We start from the raw sequence: 18,969 nt of genomic DNA, 5'->3' as shown, positions 1-18,969 counted from the left end.
GGGCTGGCGGACGTCGCGGCCGACTCAGCGATTGATCAGGCTGAGGAATTCGGCGCGGGTGGCATCGCTGGCGCGGAACTGGCCGAGCATCACCGAGGTGACCATGGAGGAATTCTGCTTCTCCACGCCACGCATCATCATGCACATGTGCTGCGCCTCGATGACCACCGCAACACCGGCCGCACCGGTGACCTTCTCGATGGCTTCGGCGATCTGCCGGGTCATGTTTTCCTGGATCTGCAGTCGGCGGGCGAACATGTCGACTATGCGTGCCACCTTGGACAGCCCCAGCACCTTGCCCTTGGGCATGTAGGCGACGTGGGCCTTGCCGATGAAGGGCAGCATGTGGTGCTCGCACAGCGAGTACAGCTCGATGTTCTTGACCAGCACCATCTCGCTGTTGTCCGAGGTGAAGAGCGCCTCGCCCACCACCTCTTCCAGCGTCTGGGTATAGCCGCGGCAGAGGTACTGCATGGCCTTGGCCGCGCGCTTGGGCGTGTCCACCAGCCCCTCCCGGCCGATGTCTTCGCCGAGTCCGGTCAGGATCGAGGAGTAGTGCTGTTCGAGAGACATTTGGGTTCCTGTTTGTCGATAAGGAGGTTGGCGCTCGGATGAGACGTCATCCGAGTCGCGGAGTCACTCGTCGCGACCTTCGAGCATGGTGCGCTTGAGCAAGACATAAAGCGAGCCGGTGCCGCCGTGGCGGGGCAGGCAGGAGGCGAAGCCCAGCACCTGAGCGTGCTGGCGCAACCAGGTGTTGACGTGACTCTTGATCAGCGGCCGACGCCCATCCAGGCGCGCGGCCTTGCCATGGGTGATGCGCACGCAGCGGATTTCCAGGCGGGTGGCCTCGGCGAGAAAGTCCCAGAGGGTCTCCCGGGCTCTTTCCACGGTCATGCCGTGCAGATCCAGGCTGCCCTCGAAGGGGATCTGGCCGCTCTTGAGGCGCTTCAGCTGGGTGTCCTGGACGCCATCGCGGCCCCAGTAGAGTTCGTCTTCGGCGCCTACATCGATGACGAAGGCATCGCTCAGGCCATCCACCCGGGTCGTGGTCGAGGTCCTGGTCGCATCGGCCCGGCGCTGGGCGATCTGGCCCAGGTCGGCGCGCGACTTGCCGGTGTCGGCGCGATCCTGCCTGAGCGGACGGATCCCGCGGGTGAAGTCAGCGAAAGAGGCATCGTCGTCGTGCATGGCGTTCTCCGGTGTAGGACGTCATTCTACCGACGGGTCAGGACTCGTGCAGCAATCGGCTCACCGCAGCCAGCGCGGCCCTTTGCCGCTCGGGCCAGTCGCCGGCGATTTCCAGCACCGGCTGGCCATGGGTCTTCAGCCAGTCCCGGCAGTGGGCGAAGAATGCCAGGCGCTCGGTGAGCTCCGGCTGGCAGCGCTGACCGTCGTCCTGCCAGGCGACGTCGCGGGGGTCGAGCAGCAGGTGCAGGTCGTAGCGGCGGGCCAGCAGCGCCGGCTCCAGCCAGGTGGGCGCCGCATCGAACAGCAGGCGACTCCACAGGAGGTTGCTCAGCAGATGGGTATCCAGCAGCAGCAGGGCCGGCGCACCGCGCCGCGCCTGGTCTTCGCGGCGCAATTGCTCGCGGGCGATGAGCTCCACATCCGTCAGGCTGGTGTCGGTGCCATGCGCCTCACAGTATTCGCGAACGTACTCGTCGACCCGGACACCGCCGAATCTGTCGCTCAGGATCGTCGCCAGCCAGGATTTGCCACTCGATTCGGGGCCGGTCAGCACCACCACCTTCATCGTGCGGTCGCCAGGGCGCGGCGCCAGTCCAGCCAGCCATAGGCGGCGAGGCCGACAAAGACCGCATAGAGGATCGCGGTGGGGTAGAGGCCCTTGTAATAGAAGAGGCCCACATAGATGACGTCCAGCACGAACCACAGCATCCAGCATTGCAGCCGCTTCTGCGCCATCCAGAACTGGGCGACCAGGCTGAAACCGGTAAGCGCGGCATCCAGCCAGGGCAGGGCGGCGTCGGTGTGGGTGCCCATGAGATAGCCCAAGACCAGGCTACCCAGGGCGCCAACGGCCAGACCCGCCAGCAGGGGCCTTGCCGTGAGCGAGCTGACCACCCGACCCTGGTGCTGCTGGCCACCTCTCAGCCATTGCCACCAGCCATAAACCTGCAGCACCGCATAGATGCACTGCAGCAGCATGTCGGAATACAGCTTCACGTCCAGGAAGATCCAGGCGTAGAGCACCACCATCACCAGCCCGATGGGCCAGGCCCAGATGTTCTGGCGGACCGTCAGCCAGACGGCGATCACCCCGAGAACGGCGGCCAGCAGCTCCACGGGCGACATGCCCAGCAGGGTGGTGAGGGACTCCAGAAACGACATGCTTCACATCCGGAAAGATTGAATGGGTCATTGTACGGCACCTAATGGCCGTCTATCGGTCTCTTCAACCGGTCTCGCTCTGGTAAGGTGCCGGGCGCTGACTTCAGCACACGCTGTCTTGGGTACCGCGAAGGGCCACGCCCTGCGGAGCGTCACGGTTCGAACCCCGTTGCCGCCGGAGTCTGCAGCTCCGGCTACCTGCAAATGTTTCACTTGGATGGAGTAATACCATGGACCTATGGAGTGCCTTGCAGGCGCTGATTCTGGGGATCGTCGAGGGCATCACCGAGTTTCTGCCCATTTCCAGTACCGGCCACCAGATCGTCGTTGCCGATCTGATCGGCTTCGGTGGGGAAAGGGCCATTGCCTTCAATATCATCATCCAGCTGGCGGCCATCCTGGCCGTGGTCTGGGAATACCGCTTCAAGGTCTTCGAGATCGTCACCGATCTGCCGCGCAAGTCCTATGCGCAGCGCTTCACCGGCAATCTGATCGTCGCCTTCCTGCCCGCTGCCGTGCTGGGCGTGATCCTCGGCGACCTGATCCACGAATACCTGTTCAACCCCATCACCGTGGCCTTCGCCCTGGTGATCGGCGGCGTGATCATGATCTGGGCGGAAAAGCGTACCCATCGCATCCGCGTGGAGGAGGTGGACGAGATGCGCTGGCATGACGCCCTCAAGGTCGGCTGTGCCCAGTGCCTGGCGATGATTCCAGGCACCTCGCGCTCCGGTTCCACCATCATCGGCGGCCTGCTGTTCGGCCTGTCGCGCAAGGCGGCCACCGAGTTTTCCTTCTTCCTGGCCATGCCGACCATGGTCGGCGCGACGGTCTACTCGGTGTACAAGTACCGTCACCTGTTCACGGCCAGCGATGTCCTGGTATTCGGGGTCGGCTTCGTTACCTCCTTCATCTTCGCCATGCTGGCGGTGAAAGCGCTGTTGAAGTTCATCGGCAACCACAGCTACGAGGTCTTCGGCTGGTACCGCATCGTCTTCGGACTGCTGATCCTGGCCACCTGGCAATTCGGCTGGATCGACTGGCACGCGGCCAAGGCGGCCGGGTGAAACCCGAGCAGGAACAGCAGAGCCGGCGCAAGCCGGCTCGTGCGTCTACGCAGAACGCTTCCCCCAAGGCCGCCAAGCGGGCAGGGTCGCTGACGCCCTACCAGCAACGCGCGGCCATCGCCCGCCAGGACATGCTGGCGCTGCTACAGATAGCGGTATTCATACTGCCCCTGGTCGGCATGCTGTCCCTGGCCTTCGGCCGCGGGGTGCTCTGGCCGTTGCCGCTCTATCTGATCGCGAGCATCGTCACCTACCTGCTCTACAAGCACGACAAGCAGCGCGCCCGCGACAAGGGCTGGCGCGTGTCGGAGCGCATGCTCCATCTGGGCGAGCTGCTCGGCGGCTGGCCGGGCGCCCTGATCGCCCAGCAGCGATTCCGCCACAAGACGGTCAAGCTGAGCTTTCGGCTGGTGTTCTTCGCCATCGTCGCCCTGCACCAGCTGCTCTGGCTGGATGTGCTCTGCGGCGGCTTTCTGCATCGTCACCTGCCGCTCTGAGATCAGCCAGGCGGCATGGGTGCAGCTGATGGGCTAGGCTTGGCGGGCGAAAGCCCCCGTTGCCCAGGAGCCCCACGTTGCGAACCCCCTTGTCGATCCTTACGCCTCTTTTCCTGTCCCTGACCCTGGCTGCCTGTAGCCAGAGTCGCGAGACCTCCTTGCCCACGGCTCCCGAGGCCGGTTCCGGTTACCGCCCTGGGTTGACGGCCAGCGCAGCCACCCGGCAGATGGCGGCGGCGGCCAACCCCCTGGCCGCCGAGGCAGGGCGGGAGATCCTGCGCCAGGGTGGCTCTGCCATCGATGCCGCCATCGCCATGCAGGCGGTCCTGACCCTGGTCGAGCCACAATCCTCGGGGATCGGTGGCGGCGCCTTCCTGCTCTACTGGGACGGTCGCAAGGTCCAGGCCTACGATGGTCGCGAGACCGCGCCGGCGGGCGCCACCGAAAGGCTCTTCCTGCATGCGGATGGCAGCCCCATGGCCTTCGAGGAGGCGCGTATCGGCGGCCGTTCGGTTGGAGTGCCCGGGGTGTTGCGCGCCTTGGATCTGGCGCATCGCGACCACGGCAAGCTGGCCTGGCAGGTGCTGTTCGAGCCGGCCATCCGCCTGGCCCGCGAGGGTTTCCCGTTGTCGCCGCGACTGCATAACCAGCTTGTACACGATCCCTTCCTCAAGCAGTCGCCCGGTATGGCCGCGCTGTACCTGGATGCCCAGGGCCAGGTGAAGCCGGTGGGGACCCGGCTGCGCAATCCCGAGTTGGCCGAGACCCTGGCGCTGATCGCCCGGGAAGGCGCTGGGGCGCTCTATCGTGGCGACCTGGCCAAGGCCATCGCCACGGCCGTGCAGCAAAGCCCCAATCCCGGCAGCCTGAGTCTCCAGGACCTGGCCGGCTATCGCGCCAGGACCCGTACGCCACTGTGCACCGACTACCAGCGCTGGCGCGTCTGCGGCATGCCACCGCCCGCCGGCGGCATCACCGTGGCCCAGACCCTGGGCATCCTCCAGGCCCTGGAAGCCCGTGATCCGGCCTGGGCCCTGGCGCCGCTGCGACCGATGCCGACCGCGCTGCCGGCGGACCAGGAGCCGCGTCCCGAAGCCGTGCATCTGATCGCCGAGGCCGAGCGCCTGGCCTATGCCGATCGCGCCCAGTACGTGGCCGATCCGGAGCTGGTGCCGGTCAATGTCAAGGGCCTGCTCGACCCGGGCTATCTGGCCAGTCGCGCCCAGCAGGTTGGTGAGCGCAGCCTGGGCAAGGCCGCGCCGGGTGTTCCGCCCGGACCGAGCCTGGCCTGGGCACCGGATCGCTCGCCGCTGCGCATCTCTACCTCCCAGGTGGTGGCCGCGGACGCCTGGGGCGGCGCCCTGTCCATGACCACCACGGTGGAGAGCTACTTCGGCTCCCATCTGATGGTGAAGGGCTTCATGCTCAACAATCAGCTGACGGACTTTTCCTTCGTGCCGCAGGAGAAGGGCCTGCCGGTGGCCAATCGGGTGGAGCCGGGCAAGCGGCCGCGCTCGACCATGTCGCCGACCCTGGTATTCGATCGCCAGAGCGGTGAGCTGCTGGCCGCCCTGGGCTCGCCGGGCGGTTCGCAGATCGCCGGCTATGTAGTCAAGACCCTGGTCGGCTTGCTGGACTGGCAGCTGGATCCCCAGGCGGCGGCGGGCCTGCCGAATTTCGGCAGCCGCAACGGCCCCACCGAGCTGGAGCGCGGCGAGACCACCCCGGCCCTGCGCCAGGCGCTGGAGCAGCGTGGGCATCAGGTGCGCGAGGACGAGATGACCAGTGGCATCCAGGTCATTCGCCGGGTGGGCTCAGGTTGGCAAGGAGGTGCCGATCCGCGGCGCGAGGGCGCGGCGCTGGGGGATTAGGCGGGCGTCGGAGGGCGACAGCCCCTCACCCCAACCCTCTCCCTGGGGGAGAGGGGGCGGTTTTGCTGGGGTGGGGACGTCAGGAGCAGGGACGGCCCGCCAGTGGGCCATCCAGGTGGGGTCACGCCGGCTGGTCGAGTTGCAGCACGCGGGTGGTGCGTTCGCGCACTTCGCGCAGCAGCTCCGGTTCTTCCGCCAGCTTGTGGCCGAAGGCCGGGAACATGGTGCGCAGCTTGGCCTGCCACTCTGCGCTCTGATAACGGCTGGGGAAGCAGCGCTCGACCAGGGTCAGCATGATGGACACCGAGGTGGAAGCGCCCGGGGAGGCGCCCAGCAGGGCGGCAATGGTGCCGTCGCCAGAGGCGACGATCTCGGTACCGAACTGCAGGACACCGCCTTTCTGCGGATCCTTCTTGATGATCTGCACCCGCTGGCCGGCCACTTCCAGGCGCCAGTCCTGCTTGCGGACGGCGGGGTAGAAGGCGCGCAATTCCTCGACGCGCTGGTCGAAGGACTGCAGCACCTGGCCGACCAGGTAGCGGGTCAGCGGCATGTTGTCCCGCGCCACGGCGAGCATGGGGCCGATGTTGCCCGACTTGATCGACTTGGGCAGGTCGAGGAAGGAGCCGCGCTTGAGGAACTTGGTGGTGAAGCCGGCGAAGGGTCCGAACAGCAACGACTTCTTGCCATCCACCACCCGGGTGTCCAGGTGCGGGACCGACATCGGCGGCGAATTGACCCCGGCCAGGCCGTAGACCTTGGCCTGGTGGCGCTCGACGATGTGTGGATCGTCGCAGCGCAGCCACTGGCCGCTCACCGGGAAGCCGCCATAGCCGGCGCCCTCGGGGATGCCCGACTTCTGCAGCAGCGGCAGGGCCGCGCCACCGGCGCCGAGAAAGACGAACTTGGCGATTAGCGTACGGGTGGCACCCGAACGACTGTCCTCGATGGTCAGGCGCCAGCGCTGGTCGGCCTCGCGGGTCAGGTCCACCACCTTCTGGTTGTAGCGGACCTGGGTGCCGGGGCGGGTCTGCAGGTGGCCCAGCAGGCTCATGGTCAGGGCGCCGAAGTTGACATCGGTCCCTCCGGCCACATGGGTCGCTGCCACGGCTTCGGTGGCCGGCCGGCCTTCCATCACCAGCGGCATCCACTCGCGCAGCTTGGCATGATCCTCGGAATACTCCATGCCGTCGAAGCAGGCGTGGTCCTTGAGGGCTTCATAGCGCTTGCGCAGGAAGGCAATGTCCTTGGCGCCATGCACGAAGGACATGTGCGGCACCGGGCTGATGAAGGCACGCGGCGAACCGAAGTGGCCTTCCTCGACCAGGTAGGACCAGAACTGCCTGGAGGCCTCGAACATGCCGTTGATGCTGAGGGCCTTGGTGACGTCGATGCTGCCGTCCGCCTTTTCGGGCGTGTAGTTCAACTCGCAGAGGGCCGCATGGCCGGTTCCGGCGTTGTTCCAGGGGTTGGAACTCTCCGCCGCGCCTACGTCGAGCAGTTCGAGTACCTCGACGGTACTCGTGGGCTCCAGCTCCTTGAGCATGACCGCCAGGGTCGCGCTCATGATTCCCGCGCCGACGAAAACGAAATCCGACTCTTCGTTACCACTGTGCATTCATCGTACTCCTGAGACAGTGTCTCGCTTTACACCTGAGGGAGAGCGGGCGTCGGAGCCCGACCTCGAGTTGGGCGACCCCGAGCTGGCCGCGAACGGACAGGCAGGGGTGGGCAACCGGTAGGGCATGGCAGTCAGTTGCGACAGCAGCCGTCCGGCAATGTTCTGATTTATTGAGTGGGGGCCAAGCGTCCTGGCGGGCCGGCGGAGGCCGGTGCCAGGAGGGGCGATCAGGATGCGACAGGGAACCCGTCGAGCGTGCCGGAAGGGGGCGCTACGTGTTACGAGACGTGGCAGGAGACCTCTGGTCTCCCGGCGCAAACGATAGGTGATGATCGCGGCGATCCTGGTCGAGTACCCGTTTCGGTGCGAAATGATACCTAGGGTAACTGCTTAGGGCACCATCTATTTTGTTCGTGTAGTGGGTGGCGCGACCCACTACACGAACGCTGGGGTCAGCCGTTGATGCCCTGGCTGCGCAGGTAGTCGTCGTAGCTGCCGCTGAAATCGACCACGCCGGTCTCGCTCATGTCGAGGATGCGGGTCGCCAGGGACGAGACGAATTCGCGGTCGTGGCTGACGAAGATCAGAGTGCCCGGATAGTTTTCCAGCGCCAGGTTCAGCGCCTCGATGGATTCCATGTCCAGGTGGTTGGTGGGCTCGTCCATCACCAGCACGTTGGGCTTCTTCAGGATCAGCTTGCCGAACAGCATGCGCCCCTGCTCACCACCGGAGATGACCTTGATCGATTTCTGGATGTCGTCGCTGGAGAACAGCATGCGGCCCAGGGTGCCGCGTACCATCTGCTCGCCGCCCTGCGTCCATTGGCCCATCCACTCGAACAGGGTGGCATCGTCGGCGAAGTCCTCGGCATGGTCCTGGGCGAAATAGCCGACATCAGCGCTGTCGGTCCACTTCACTTCACCGCTCTGAGGAGCCATCTCGCCCACCAGGGTGCGCAGCAGGGTGGTCTTGCCAATGCCGTTGGGGCCGATGATGGCGACCCGCTCGCCGGCTTCGATCTGCAGACCCAGGCGCTTGAACAGCGGGGTGCCGTCGAAGCCTTGAGTGACGTTTTCCAGGGTCACCGCCTGGCGGTGCAGCTTCTTGTTCTGCTCGAAGCGGATGAAGGGACTGACGCGGCTGGACGGCTTGACTTCGTCCAGCTGGATCTTGTCGATCTGGCGCGCCCGGCTGGTGGCCTGCTTGGCCTTGGAGGCGTTGGCCGAGAAACGGCTGACGAATTGCTGCAGTTCGGCGATCTGAGCCTTCTTCTTGGCATTGTCCGACAGCAGGCGCTCGCGTGCCTGGGTGGCGGCGGTCATGTATTCGTCGTAGTTGCCCGGGAACAGACGCAGTTCGCCGTAATCCAGGTCGGCCATGTGGGTGCAGACGCTGTTCAGGAAGTGGCGATCGTGGGATATGATGATCATGGTGCTGTTGCGCGCGACCAGGATGCCTTCCAGCCAGCGGATGGTGTTGATGTCCAGGTGGTTGGTCGGTTCGTCGAGCAGCAGCAGTTCCGGATCGGAAAACAGTGCCTGGGCCAGCAACACCCGCAGCTTCCAGCCAGGGGCGACGGCGCTCATGGGGCCGAAGTGCTGATCCTGGGGGATGCCCAGGCCGAGCAGCAGCTCGCCGGCGCGGGCTTCGGCGGTGTAGCCGTCGAATTCGGCGAACTGCACCTCCAGTTCGGCCACGGCCATGCCGTCGTCTTCGCTCATTTCCGGCAGCGAATAGATGCGGTCGCGCTCGGCCTTGACCTTGGCCAGTTCGGCGTGACCCATGATCACGGTGTCGATGACCGTGCAATCCTCGTAGGCGAACTGGTCCTGGCGCAGCTTGCCCAGGCGCACGTTGGGTTCGAGCATCACCTGCCCGCCGGTGGGCTCGAGATCGCCCCCGAGAATCTTCATGAAGGTGGACTTGCCGCATCCGTTGGCGCCGATCAGGCCATAGCGATGGCCGTTGCCGAATTTGACGGACACGTTCTCGAACAGCGGCTTGGCGCCAAACTGCATGGTGATGTTAGCGGTGGAGATCAAAGGGCTTACCTGTAAAGGGTTTCAGACTGGTTCAATTGCTGCCGGGGCCAATTTGGGGCCAATCTGCAGCTTCGCGATTTCGTTCCAGTCGGATTGGGAGGAGATCCAGCGGGCATAGGTCGATAGCAGCATCTGCACGCTGTGGCCTAGCTGGCCTGCGATGAAAGCGGGGTTCATGCCCGACATGAGACATATTGTGGCATAGGTGTGCCTGCAGTTGTATGGCGGCCGATGGCGGACTCCGAGTGCTTTCAGCGCCGGTTTCCATTGGTGATGGACGTCTGACGTCTGCTTGACGTGCTCATTGTTCTTGGACGGGGGGAAGACATAGGGCGTCTCCTTGATCTTGCCCACCCCGGCCTTACGCCGCTCCGCGTACTGCCTGGCGAACTGGAGCGCATGGAGCGCCCGGTCATTCAGCAGCACGAAGCGACCGGCGCCGGTCTTGGTCCGCTCCACCACCTCGCCCTGGGCCACTGTCCGACAGACGTGCATCTGGCGCGCCGGCAGGTCGATAGCATCCCAGCGCAGGGCTAGCGCCTCGGAGATGCGGAGCCCGGTGAAGAATAGGAATTCGAAGAGTGCAGCGTAGATCGTGCTGGGCCAATGCTCATGCCGATAGAGCTGGGCGATGATCCGGTTCGCCTCGTCCAGGGTGAAGGGGTCGACGTCCTTGCGGGACCGCTTCGGCAATTCCAGCACCGCCGCCGGGTTCTTGGTGATCACCCCGTCATGCACGGCGGCCTTCAGGATCGTAGAGAGCCGCACCAGCGCATTGCGCTTGACGCCTGGCGAGGCCCACTCGGTCTCGGTGAGGATCCGCCGGATCATGGTGGTGGTGATCAGGTCCACCCGGGTGAGCGCCAGCCTCGGCATCCAGTAGAGGTTCAGCGCGCCCTTGTAGTTGTTCCGCGTTCCAGCGGTGATATCCCGGCTATCCAGCCATAGCTGGGCGTATTGCCCGAATGTTTGCCCACCTCCCGCGATGTTGACCGAGCCTGGGAACAGCTCGGCATACTTCGCGTCATCCATCAGGCCCAGCTTGATCAGCTGGACTACCTGATCTCTAAGCTTGGCGGCAGCCGAGATCCCTTTTTGCGTCGCGGGAAAGCTGAGGTTTTCACGGTGCCGCGTTCCGTTCCAGGTGAAGCGGATGCGGACGGCACCACTGTGAATCTCGACGCCGGCGGGCATGTCCATTGGCTTTCGAGCCATTCCTCGTATCTCCTGATGCTGTAATAGATGGTCTTTCCAAGCTTCATCCAGACGCCTTCGGGCATCTGGCCTCGGTAACGGCGGTGCTGCAGGGACTTGACGGTGATCCCGAGCAGCTTGGCCATCTGTTCCTCGCTCACCTTGTCGAGGGCGGGGGTCTCTTTCAGGGCTGCGCTCATGGCAATAGGGCTCCTCGCCGGCCGGCGGCCAGCGGTGCGGGATGCTAGAAGGGGTTGGGGCGGGTCAGGCGGACTTGCGCCTTGCGGCCCAAGCTTTGGCCTTACAGACCGTGGCCGGGTTAGTGCCCAGCGCCTGGGCGACATCATTCACTCTTGATCGAGGGTGACTGGCCAGGTAGGCGAGAATTTCGTCCCGCAACGGAGCGGCCTTCGGCTTTCGGCCGGGTGGCTTCCTTTCCGCTTCAGTCGCTGCGAGCAAAGGAGCCATCAGCCGCTCTTGGGCGGCGATGTGATGCTGGGGAAGTCCAAGCGACTTACGCACTCGCCAGACGTATGTGGCGGCGCACCCGACCAGCTCGGCAATGGCGACATTGTGGCGCGTCGGATCTTCGGTGAGACGCTGGACTATGGCCTCTCGGGTGCCGCGCTCCATGGTGGACGGCATTCCCAGTTGTTGGCGCAGAAGAGCGGGATAGCTCGGGGCGCAGCCCAGGCGCTGGACAATCTCGACGTTGCCCAGGCCCTGCTCCAGCAGGGCGATGATCTGAGATTTTATGGACATGGCGCACCTCAGCGTTGCTCAGGCGGTGGTGGTGGATTGCAGCGCAGGCACGCGCAGGTGCCGACTCGCTGGCCGCTGGTGCGGCAGTAGATCGGGGCATTCACCGCTGCACCTCGTCGTAGCCCCTGGATACCCGCCGCGCGATGCTGTCTAGCCGCTCGGCCATGTACCAGGTGTCGTTGTTGTCAGAGCGGGAGATCACCAGAGACCTGGTAACGTTGCGGCTCATGATTAGCCGAGCGGCGAGCCGCAGCAGGGCGGCCTCCAGCTTTCGGCGAAGCCAGCCTTTCCGCGGGATGGGGCTACGCATGTCTGGCGCCCCCCTCGGTGGTCATGGTTCGCAGCTTTTCCGCCAGCTCTTCAAGGAAGAGGAAGTGCTCCATCTTCGCCGTGCCCTGAGGGCCTACGCCGAAGGAGAGCCCGCCCATGTCGTCCCATCCATGCTCGTTGGCATAGTCGGTCGCCATGTTCCGAACGAAGGCCGCAGCGGCTGGGAATTGGCTAGCCTCGGGACGGGTGGCGAGGGCGGCGCGGGCGTTCTGCAACTCGACCTCGGCCATGTCGGCGCGCTCGCGCTCCCGGTCCAGCTCGCGCTCCAGCAGGGCGATACGTTCATCCCCGGCCTGCGCGCCCTGGGCCTCTTGCTGATCGGCCAGGCCCTTAAGCACGACCTTGCCGCGCAGCTGCTCCAGCATCTCGTCCGCTTCGTCCACGGCCTCGACGAATGATCCGTCGGTGTATTTGGTCCAGGTGAGCACCTCCAGCAGGTCCAGCGCCTTGGTCATGTTGGCACGGAGGTCCGGTAGTTCTGCCTGGACCCGCGCCAGCTGCGCCTGGGCGGCGTCGCGTTGTTCCCAGGCTTGCGCCAAGGCGGCCGCCTCGCGTGCCTGGGCGGCCTTCCATGCCTCGACCGCCTCGCGCTGGGCGGTGTCCCGGGCGCGCAGCTCGTCCGCAATGTCCGCGTAGTAGGTGCCGGATCTGGCCAGATCGTTGATGGTCAGCTCGAACTGTTCGTCGTTCATGATCAATACCTGTGGTCGGCGCGCCAGCGGGTGGCGCGCGGGGGAGAGGTCAGGCGGCGGCCGTATTGCTCGGCGCCATTGCCGCGGCACGCCAGGGGTCGTTGGCCCGGGCGATCGCTGCCATGTGGGGAGGGCTGACGCTGTTCCCGCACATGTGCACCTGCTGGCTCTTGGTGAAGGCCTTGCCGTCGGCGCCGCGGTCGATCTGGTAGTCATCCGGGAAGCCCTGGGCGCGGTACAGCTCGCGCGGCTGCAGCATGCGCAGGCCGATGTCCACCACCACGTAGGGCGTGCCCTGGATGGTGACGGTGACAAGGGCCAGGCGGTCCTTGGTGGTGACCGTGGGCGACGGCTCGTCAGGCCGGCTGGTGTTGTCGGTGCCGTAGTAGCTCATCAGGAAGGCCGCCACGCGCAGGGCGCCGGCTTCAACCTCGGGCGCCAGTTGCAGCTCGACCACCGAGGTCTTGCCGCCGCCGCCCGCGGTGACTGTGGGCGCCGGCTCGTCCACGCCCTGGCCGATGGAGGCGCCGAACTGACGGGACAGGAACGCGGTGACCGCGCCATGGTGCTGGCCCGCGGCGCTGATGGTGTGCAGCGGGTCCTGCGGCGCCCGGGCATCGCAGTTGCCGCGGAGGTGGGCGAGGGTGGCCACCGCTAGGCGCTGCTGGCTGCCAGAGTTGGTCACGGTGGTCATCGGCCGCTCTACGCTGTGCGCTGGCGTGGCATTGAAGCCGCCGTTCGCCTGCTCCAGGAAGGCAGTGCAGACGCCCATGGCATGGGCCGCGCCGGCCGGGCGCTGGCAGTTGCCGCCGCTGGTGATGGTGGGCATCGGCTCGTCGGCTGCTGCGCCGGCTGAGTCGAAGCGGAATTTCACCAGGTGGGCAGCTGCCACCGCGTGCTTGATGCCGCCGGCCATCACCGTGCCCAGGGGCTTGTCCAGGCCTGGCACCCGAGGCTCTTGGCCATCCCGCTCGCCGTAGCCGACCGACACCAGGGTCGGCGCCACGATGGCCCGGTGGTTCTCGGTCAGGATGCTACCTAGCGGCGCGCCGGCGTCAGCAGGCTTTCCTGCGTAGGCCGGGCCGCCCAGCCCTACCAGAGTCGGGCTCACCAGCATCTGCTCGCCGCGGTTTGCGCAGGTGACAGTGGGCAGGGGCTGGCGCGGGTCGTTCACTCGGTCGCCGCCCTGGTGGGTGGCTGGCGCGAACACCGGGCTGGCCACCGCGAACGAGCCACCCCGCGGCCAGGCGGTGACGGTGTGCAGCGGGTTGGCCGTCGAGAGCGCGACCTCCTGCGACCAGTTGGCGATCGGCACGATGAAGGGGTCAGCGGCGTCGAGCACGAACTTCCGCATGCCCTTGGCCACCCGGCGCAGCGTGGCGGCCGCCAGCGGCTTCTTCCGCTCGAAGATCGAAGGGCAGGGGATCGACCAGTCGATGCACTCGCTGGCGCTGCGCCACTTCTTCTGGCCCTTGGCCGGGGCCTTGGCGTGCGTCGGCGCCGGCCAGACGATGGGCTGGCCATCACAGCGGGCGATCATGAATAGCCGCTCGCGGCTGGTGGGCGCGCCGTAGTCGCAGGCCCGGCCGACTTGCCACTCCACCTGGTAGCCCATGCCCTGCAGCAGCTGGACGAAACGGCACCAGGTCTGGCCCTTGCGCTTCGGGTCCGGCACCAGGAACTGCTGGTGCACCGGCACGCGCTCGCCCTGGGCGGCCACCGTGCCGTCGACCTTCATCACCCGGCCGGTCGCCTTGCAGCGCTTGGCGATCAGCGGACCCCACTGCAGGATCTGCTTCACGTTCTCCAGGCTGATCACCCGGGGGCGCTTCTTGCCGGCCCACTTCAGCCCGATCCAGCTGAGGTTGCGGATCTCGCGCTTCCGCGGCTGGCCGCCAGCGGCCTGGCTGTGGTGGGTGCAGTCGGGGCTCATGTGGAACCAGCCGACCGGGCGGCCCGCGCACTCGGCATCCGGGTCGCCATCAAATACGTCGGTGGTGAAGTGCCTGGCAGTGGGATGGTTGGCGGTGTGCATGCTGATCGCCGCCGCGCTGTGGTTCTTGGCCACGGCCACCGGGCGGCCCAGGCCCATTTCCAGGCCGGTACCGGCTCCGCCGCCACCGCAGAAGAAGTCCACGATGATCTCGTCGTCCTGGCTGCTGAAGCCCAGGCCGTACTGCGTTTTGAAGTCGAGCGAGGCCCGCCGCTGGAATGCGGTCATGTTCGGTTCCTTTTCGGTGGGGTTAGCGAAGGTGGGCGTGGTGTAAGATCAATGCGCGCGACGTTGCGCTATTGCAGGAGCGGTGAAGAATGGAATCTCGGCGGGTGAGCTATGAAGTTAAATAGGTATTGGCTGTCCCTTATCTGCGTCGTAGCTGTGGTTGCGGGGTTCACGGGTGGGTTCGCGCTCGCTATTCATATGAACCCCGAGACTGCCGACCGATATCTGCTAAATCTTGGTAGTCTCGGTGACTGGGTATCAGGAATTGGCGCACTACTGGCAGTCGTTGTCACTCTCTGGCTCGCCCATCGCCAGTCATTGGAAGATACCGAAAGTCTGAAAGTGCAAGCGCGTATGGTTGTAACGATAGAAATGGGTCAGCCGTGCACTTGGTTAGAGCTTAGTGCTGTTTCAAATGGCAAGCGCCCTGCGACCGTTACTGCGTTTGGATTTACTTCCAAGCATTCTGAAGATTTCCTTGGATTCTACGGGTATGCGACTGTAAGTCAGCCGTTCCCGATGATGCTTCAGTATGGTCAGAAGGGTTCCGGATTACTTACAACTTCCGCGCTTAAAAAACTGCAGGAGTACATTGAAAAGGACTGCGGTAACAGGCGCGATGGTTTGGAGGTCTTTGCCAATACAACGCTAGGTAACTTTTGCGCGAAGATTGATAAGAATGTATATGCTGCGCTAGATAAGTTGTTAATTAGGGAGTCTGTCTAGCTTATTAGGCTCCTCTGTTTAGGCCTAGTAGAGAGAGCGGCGTAATGGCCGCCCGTAATCGAAAAGCGTCAGCCAGCCCGCAGCGCTTGCACCAAGTAGGGATCAACATCCGCCTGGCGCAGCAGCCACGCCTTGTAGTCGCCGGGGATCTGGCTGATCTTCGTGCCCTTGTGCTTGCCGTAGGGCATCACCGTCGGGATGCGGGCACGCTCGGCGAGGGCATGGACCTGGTCCCAGGTGTCGATCTGATGACCTTGCTCGCCGGCCATGTTCAGCAGGAAGCGCAGCAGTAGCGCGCAGTTGCGGACGTCGTCGAGCGCGGCGTGGGCGTTCTGCAGCAGGTCCCGGGCCCAGGCCTCACGACCATAGCGGCGCCCGATCATGTAGATCATCGCCGACTGGGTGTGGCTGTCCTTGTCGGGGAACAGGAAGCGGCTCAGCGCCAGGGTGCAGATGCGGCGTACCCGCTTGGGCTCGCCTGCCATGCGCCAGTCGAAGTCCACGTTGTGGCCGATCATCAGGACATCGCCGGGCGGCAGCGCGAACTGTGTGTGTTCCCGGCAATCCACCAGGTCGGTGCAGATGATGTGGTGGGTCGCCTGGGCGCCGAGGCTGATCGCCACGGTGGGCTTGAACCGCTCGTGGTAGTGCTCGAACTCATCGGGCGAACGGGTGGTGATGAAGGCGGAAGGCGTGTCGGGCAGCACCACCCAAGCGGCCTCGATGATCTGGTCGCTCTGGTGGTCGGTGCCGGTGGTCTCGGTGTCGAAAATGATGGGGTTCATGTCTGCTCCTTGAATGGTGAAAGGCCGCTTATGCGGCCCGGGCTTCGGTCTCGGTGATCACGCCACCCTGGATCCAGACCTGCTGGATTCCGGCCGGCACCTTGGCCATGGGCTCTTTCATCGTTCCGGCCATCACTGCGCTATCGATGTCACCGGAGCGGGTCAGTGCCAGCAGCAGCTTCAGCGCCTGGGGGCGGGCGCTGGGCTGCAGCACGTCGAAGCGATCGAGCAGGACCAGGCGGATGCCGGACAGCCGCGCGATGGCGATGGCCAGCAGGGTATCGGCCCGCCACTTTTCCGATTCCGAGAGCAGGCCGTAGAGGCGCCCGCCGTAGGTGATGTCGATCTCGGGAGTGATGACCACCGGTTGCCAGGTGGCAACCGCGGCCTGGGCCGCCAGCAGCTCGTTGAACGGGTCCAGCGCGCCGGCGAGGATCTCGGCGGGGATGCCGGTGGGCGCCAGGGCATCGGCGATCAGCGACCAGGCCACGACATCGGCATGGTGCTGGGCGGCGCTGGCGATCGCAGCGTCGCGGCCGGCGATGGCGCCTTGGGCATCCAGCAGCGATTGGTGCTTGGCTCGGGCCTTGTCCCGCTCCTGGCGGAGCTCCGTGATGGCCTGCTCGGCGTTCTGCATCGCCTGGGCATCCGGCGCTGCGGCGGCCTGCTGCTCCATGTCAGCCAGCTGCTGAGCAGCGGTGCGGGACTGATCGACGTCGCGCTGGCTGTTCGCCACGGCGCGCTGGGCGCTCTGGAGATAGCTCTGGTATTCGGTCAGGCGGCGGGCGGCCTCGGGGTCGGCGACCTTCTCCGGTGCCACATAGGCCACCAACTGGCCGCGCTCCATCAGCACCTGGCCCTGGCAGTGTGGGCAGGCCAGCGGGTCATGCGCAGGCTCGCCGGCGGCAGCGCGCTGGGCCTCGGCTACCTTCGGCTCCCACTCGGCGACCCGGGCCTGGTCGGCATTGAGTTTCTCCTGGCGGCGCTGCAGCAAGTCTGCGGTGTCGCGCAGTTGGGCCACCTGGGCCTGGCGCTGCGCCGCGGCCTGGGCGTTGGCCTTGTGGCCGCCGAGGGTCTGCTGAGCTTCGGCCAGGTCACTGTCGAGATCGGCCAAGGCCTTGGCAGCCTCGGCGATCTGCTCCTGGGTGACGGTGGTGGGAGGCAGCTCCGGCTCCCAGGTCTCGGCCTTCTGGCTGCCGTAGTTCTCGCCGGTGATGGCCTTCCAGGCGCCGCGCGACTCGGCAGCGTATTCCTTGGCCTGGGCCTCGGCGGCAGGGAAGCCACCGCGCAGCAGCGGCTTCACCTTCTCGAATTTCGCTAGGTCGGCGCCCCGGGCTTCCAGGCGGCGGGCCACCTCGGCAGCGCCGGCGCCCGCACCGGTCAGGTCGAACAGGACTTTCCGGCGCTCCTTACCATCCAGGGCCGCGAACCTCGCGGCCTCCAGCACGAAGGGAAGGAACGGCGCATCAGGAATTACCACCGATTTACCACCCGGCAGCATCATCCAGGCGGTCTGGCTTTCACCTGCGGCGTCGGTGTAGACGACGTGAGCCTCGCCTTTCTTGGCGCCCTCGGTGACCAGGCGATCCAGCTCCTTTTTCAGGGACACCCGGCGCGGCTGGCCGGTGAGCGCCATGCTGATGGCGTCCAGCAGGCTGGACTTGCCGGCGCCGTTGTCACCGGACACCAGCAGCAGGGGCTCAGATACGGCAAGGGCTGCATTTCGCAGCCCCTGGACGTTGGTAACGGTGATGTTCGTGATGCGCATGCTGGTTACTCCATCGAGACGACTTCGTCGAGGTCCTTGGTGACGCGGTAGGTGTTGTGCAGCGGGTTCTCCGCCTCGCTCTGCACGGCGATGACCTTGTCATCGAGCAGGCGGATTACCAGGGCGCGAGCGGCATCGCTGCCAATGGCGAACCGGCTCTGCAGGTAGTCGATGGTTACTGGCGGCGTACTGCGGGCCAGGACAGCGCAGACGTCGGAGTAGGGCACGACGCCGTAGGCCGTGGGGTACGGCGCGGCGGCGTCCTCCGGGGTGTCGTCTTCCGACTCGGCTTCGTTGGCTTGGCCGTCTGCGGCGGCGCCCTCAGGAACAGGGGCGATCACCTCGCGGCCGCCGGTGCTGTCCATGGCCGAGACGGTCCCGGCGATCTCCATCGCCTCGACCAGGCGGGCGGCGCGGTTGTAGCCGATCTTGAGCGCGCGCTGGATGGCCGAGATCGATGCCCGGCGGCTGCTGATGACGAAGCGGGTCGCCTCTTCCAGCAGGACGTCGTCTTCCAGGTCGTCACGGTCACCGCCGCCGCCCAGGCGCTTCTCCAGCTCCTCTGGGCTGCCCAGCAGGTCGGCAGCCGCCAGCGGCAGGTCCGACTGATCGCGGTCGGGCTGGATGCCGTCCAGGCCATCGTTGTAATCGTTCGGCGCCAGCACCAGCAGGCAGAGCTTGCCGGCGGACTTCGTCAGCTCGGCGTTCGATGGCTCGTTGGCGTCGACCTTGGCCGTGACGGTCAGGGCCTTGGCTTCAACCTTGATCGACCGGATGTCCATCGGGACCGACACGACGTCGCGCGCGGCGATGATCCGGACGGCCAGCTCGACGGCTTCCTCGACCTTCTCGGTGAGGCGGTCAATCACCTCCTGCTGCTGGCCCTCGTTCAGCTTGTGATAGGGCGCCTTGAGGTTGTGCAGCTCGAAGCGGCAGGTCTCAATCAGGTCGTGCACCAGCAGCTGGTGGGCGAGTTCGGAGGGGCGGCAGCCGTGGCGCTCTGCGCTTTCGATGATGGCGCGGTGTTCCATTTTCATGGGG

Annotated in this window: 16 protein-coding genes and 1 pseudogene; 4 read left to right on the top strand and 13 right to left on the bottom strand. The window is 65.6% G+C overall.

Annotated elements, in window-relative coordinates; translation table 11 throughout:
- Window positions 1-24: 24 nt before the first annotated feature.
- The 4 genes from folE to pnuC form a co-directional block, all read right to left on the bottom strand.
- The gene (gene folE / locus AABM56_RS11835; protein WP_133863117.1) at window positions 25-573 is read right to left on the bottom strand and encodes a GTP cyclohydrolase I FolE; all 549 of its coding nucleotides are present in this window, start codon (window positions 571-573) and stop codon (window positions 25-27) included.
- A 63-nt stretch (window positions 574-636) separates the two neighbouring features.
- Window positions 637-1,191, bottom strand: coding sequence for a Smr/MutS family protein (locus AABM56_RS11830; protein ID WP_133863116.1), 555 nt, complete (start codon window positions 1,189-1,191; stop codon window positions 637-639).
- A 37-nt stretch (window positions 1,192-1,228) separates the two neighbouring features.
- Window positions 1,229-1,756 (bottom strand): AAA family ATPase, encoded by a 528-nt coding sequence (locus AABM56_RS11825; protein WP_133863115.1) that lies wholly within the window; start codon window positions 1,754-1,756, stop codon window positions 1,229-1,231.
- Window positions 1,753-2,316 carry a nicotinamide riboside transporter PnuC gene (pnuC, locus tag AABM56_RS11820; protein WP_133863120.1) on the bottom strand — a complete coding sequence of 188 codons (564 nt, stop codon included), beginning with the start codon at window positions 2,314-2,316 and terminating at the stop codon, window positions 1,753-1,755. Before pnuC ends, AABM56_RS11825 begins: the two co-directional genes overlap by 4 nt.
- Before the next feature lie 266 nt (window positions 2,317-2,582).
- On the opposite strand from pnuC, the gene AABM56_RS11815 reads away from it, so the two are divergent.
- From AABM56_RS11815 to AABM56_RS11805, 3 genes and pseudogenes are all read left to right on the top strand, one after another.
- Window positions 2,583-3,419, top strand: coding sequence for an undecaprenyl-diphosphate phosphatase (locus AABM56_RS11815; RefSeq protein ID WP_347883269.1), 837 nt, complete (start codon window positions 2,583-2,585; stop codon window positions 3,417-3,419).
- 209 nt (window positions 3,420-3,628) lie between these two features.
- Window positions 3,629-3,916 (top strand): annotated as a pseudogene (locus AABM56_RS11810) (DUF1294 domain-containing protein); the annotation flags it as partial.
- Between the two features lie 95 nt (window positions 3,917-4,011).
- Window positions 4,012-5,787, top strand: a complete 1,776-nt coding sequence (locus AABM56_RS11805) for a gamma-glutamyltransferase family protein (RefSeq protein WP_347884123.1) — start codon at window positions 4,012-4,014, stop codon at window positions 5,785-5,787.
- A 121-nt stretch (window positions 5,788-5,908) separates the two neighbouring features.
- On the opposite strand, the gene mqo is transcribed toward AABM56_RS11805, so the two are convergent.
- From mqo to AABM56_RS11775, 6 genes are all read right to left on the bottom strand, one after another.
- Window positions 5,909-7,405 (bottom strand): malate dehydrogenase (quinone), encoded by a 1,497-nt coding sequence (gene mqo / locus AABM56_RS11800; protein WP_187979341.1) that lies wholly within the window; start codon window positions 7,403-7,405, stop codon window positions 5,909-5,911.
- Between the two features lie 455 nt (window positions 7,406-7,860).
- Window positions 7,861-9,450 (bottom strand): ABC-F family ATPase, encoded by a 1,590-nt coding sequence (locus AABM56_RS11795; RefSeq protein ID WP_133863110.1) that lies wholly within the window; start codon window positions 9,448-9,450, stop codon window positions 7,861-7,863.
- Window positions 9,451-9,471: 21 nt separating this feature from the next.
- A complete protein-coding gene (locus tag AABM56_RS11790) occupies window positions 9,472-10,665 on the bottom strand; it encodes a tyrosine-type recombinase/integrase (RefSeq protein ID WP_347883268.1) in 1,194 nt (397 codons plus the stop codon).
- Between the two features lie 243 nt (window positions 10,666-10,908).
- Window positions 10,909-11,406, bottom strand: coding sequence for a hypothetical protein (locus tag AABM56_RS11785; protein WP_347883267.1), 498 nt, complete (start codon window positions 11,404-11,406; stop codon window positions 10,909-10,911).
- A 302-nt stretch (window positions 11,407-11,708) separates the two neighbouring features.
- Window positions 11,709-12,428, bottom strand: coding sequence for a hypothetical protein (locus tag AABM56_RS11780; protein ID WP_347883266.1), 720 nt, complete (start codon window positions 12,426-12,428; stop codon window positions 11,709-11,711).
- Window positions 12,429-12,477: 49 nt separating this feature from the next.
- Entirely contained in the window at window positions 12,478-14,649 is a 2,172-nt protein-coding gene (locus tag AABM56_RS11775) for a DNA cytosine methyltransferase (protein WP_347883265.1), read from the bottom strand.
- 198 nt (window positions 14,650-14,847) lie between these two features.
- On the opposite strand from AABM56_RS11775, the gene AABM56_RS11770 reads away from it, so the two are divergent.
- Window positions 14,848-15,375, top strand: a complete 528-nt coding sequence (locus tag AABM56_RS11770) for a hypothetical protein (protein ID WP_347883264.1) — start codon at window positions 14,848-14,850, stop codon at window positions 15,373-15,375.
- Between the two features lie 68 nt (window positions 15,376-15,443).
- Here AABM56_RS11770 and AABM56_RS11765 read toward each other — a convergent pair whose 3' ends face one another.
- Genes AABM56_RS11765 through AABM56_RS11755 form a run of 3 tightly spaced genes read right to left on the bottom strand, consistent with a single transcriptional unit; the run spans window position 15,444 to window position 18,965 of the window.
- Complete coding sequence (locus tag AABM56_RS11765; protein WP_347883263.1) at window positions 15,444-16,160, bottom strand: DUF3820 family protein; 717 nt, start codon at window positions 16,158-16,160, stop codon at window positions 15,444-15,446.
- Window positions 16,161-16,188: 28 nt separating this feature from the next.
- Window positions 16,189-17,928, bottom strand: coding sequence for an AAA family ATPase (locus tag AABM56_RS11760; protein WP_347883262.1), 1,740 nt, complete (start codon window positions 17,926-17,928; stop codon window positions 16,189-16,191).
- A gap of 5 nt (window positions 17,929-17,933) precedes the next feature.
- Entirely contained in the window at window positions 17,934-18,965 is a 1,032-nt protein-coding gene (locus tag AABM56_RS11755) for a DNA translocase FtsK (RefSeq protein WP_347883261.1), read from the bottom strand.
- Window positions 18,966-18,969 lie beyond the last annotated feature (4 nt).

The sequence above is a fragment of the Pseudomonas aestiva genome (assembly GCF_039908605.1).
Taxonomy (GTDB): domain Bacteria; phylum Pseudomonadota; class Gammaproteobacteria; order Pseudomonadales; family Pseudomonadaceae; genus Chryseomonas; species Chryseomonas aestiva.
Note: the sequence above shows the minus strand (reverse complement) of the source record. Positions and strands in the feature narration are given on the sequence as shown.

Bases quoted from the DNA above. Each gene is read 5' to 3' on its own strand.
- AABM56_RS11770 (WP_347883264.1), top strand. From the start codon at position 14,848: ATGAACCCCGAGACTGCCGACCGATATCTGCTAAATCTTGGTAGTCTC.
- AABM56_RS11765 (WP_347883263.1), bottom strand. From the start codon at position 16,160: ATGAACCCCATCATTTTCGACACCGAGACCACCGGCACCGACCACCAG.
- AABM56_RS11780 (WP_347883266.1), bottom strand. From the start codon at position 12,428: ATGAACGACGAACAGTTCGAGCTGACCATCAACGATCTGGCCAGATCC.
- AABM56_RS11775 (WP_347883265.1), bottom strand. From the start codon at position 14,649: ATGACCGCATTCCAGCGGCGGGCCTCGCTCGACTTCAAAACGCAGTAC.
- pnuC (WP_133863120.1), bottom strand. From the start codon at position 2,316: ATGTCGCCCGTGGAGCTGCTGGCCGCCGTTCTCGGGGTGATCGCCGTC.
- AABM56_RS11825 (WP_133863115.1), bottom strand. From the start codon at position 1,756: ATGAAGGTGGTGGTGCTGACCGGCCCCGAATCGAGTGGCAAATCCTGG.
- AABM56_RS11785 (WP_347883267.1), bottom strand. From the start codon at position 11,406: ATGTCCATAAAATCTCAGATCATCGCCCTGCTGGAGCAGGGCCTGGGC.
- AABM56_RS11815 (WP_347883269.1), top strand. From the start codon at position 2,583: ATGGACCTATGGAGTGCCTTGCAGGCGCTGATTCTGGGGATCGTCGAG.
- AABM56_RS11790 (WP_347883268.1), bottom strand. From the start codon at position 10,665: ATGGCTCGAAAGCCAATGGACATGCCCGCCGGCGTCGAGATTCACAGT.
- mqo (WP_187979341.1), bottom strand. From the start codon at position 7,405: ATGCACAGTGGTAACGAAGAGTCGGATTTCGTTTTCGTCGGCGCGGGA.
- AABM56_RS11760 (WP_347883262.1), bottom strand. From the start codon at position 17,928: ATGCGCATCACGAACATCACCGTTACCAACGTCCAGGGGCTGCGAAAT.
- AABM56_RS11830 (WP_133863116.1), bottom strand. From the start codon at position 1,191: ATGCACGACGACGATGCCTCTTTCGCTGACTTCACCCGCGGGATCCGT.
- folE (WP_133863117.1), bottom strand. From the start codon at position 573: ATGTCTCTCGAACAGCACTACTCCTCGATCCTGACCGGACTCGGCGAA.
- AABM56_RS11755 (WP_347883261.1), bottom strand. From the start codon at position 18,965: ATGAAAATGGAACACCGCGCCATCATCGAAAGCGCAGAGCGCCACGGC.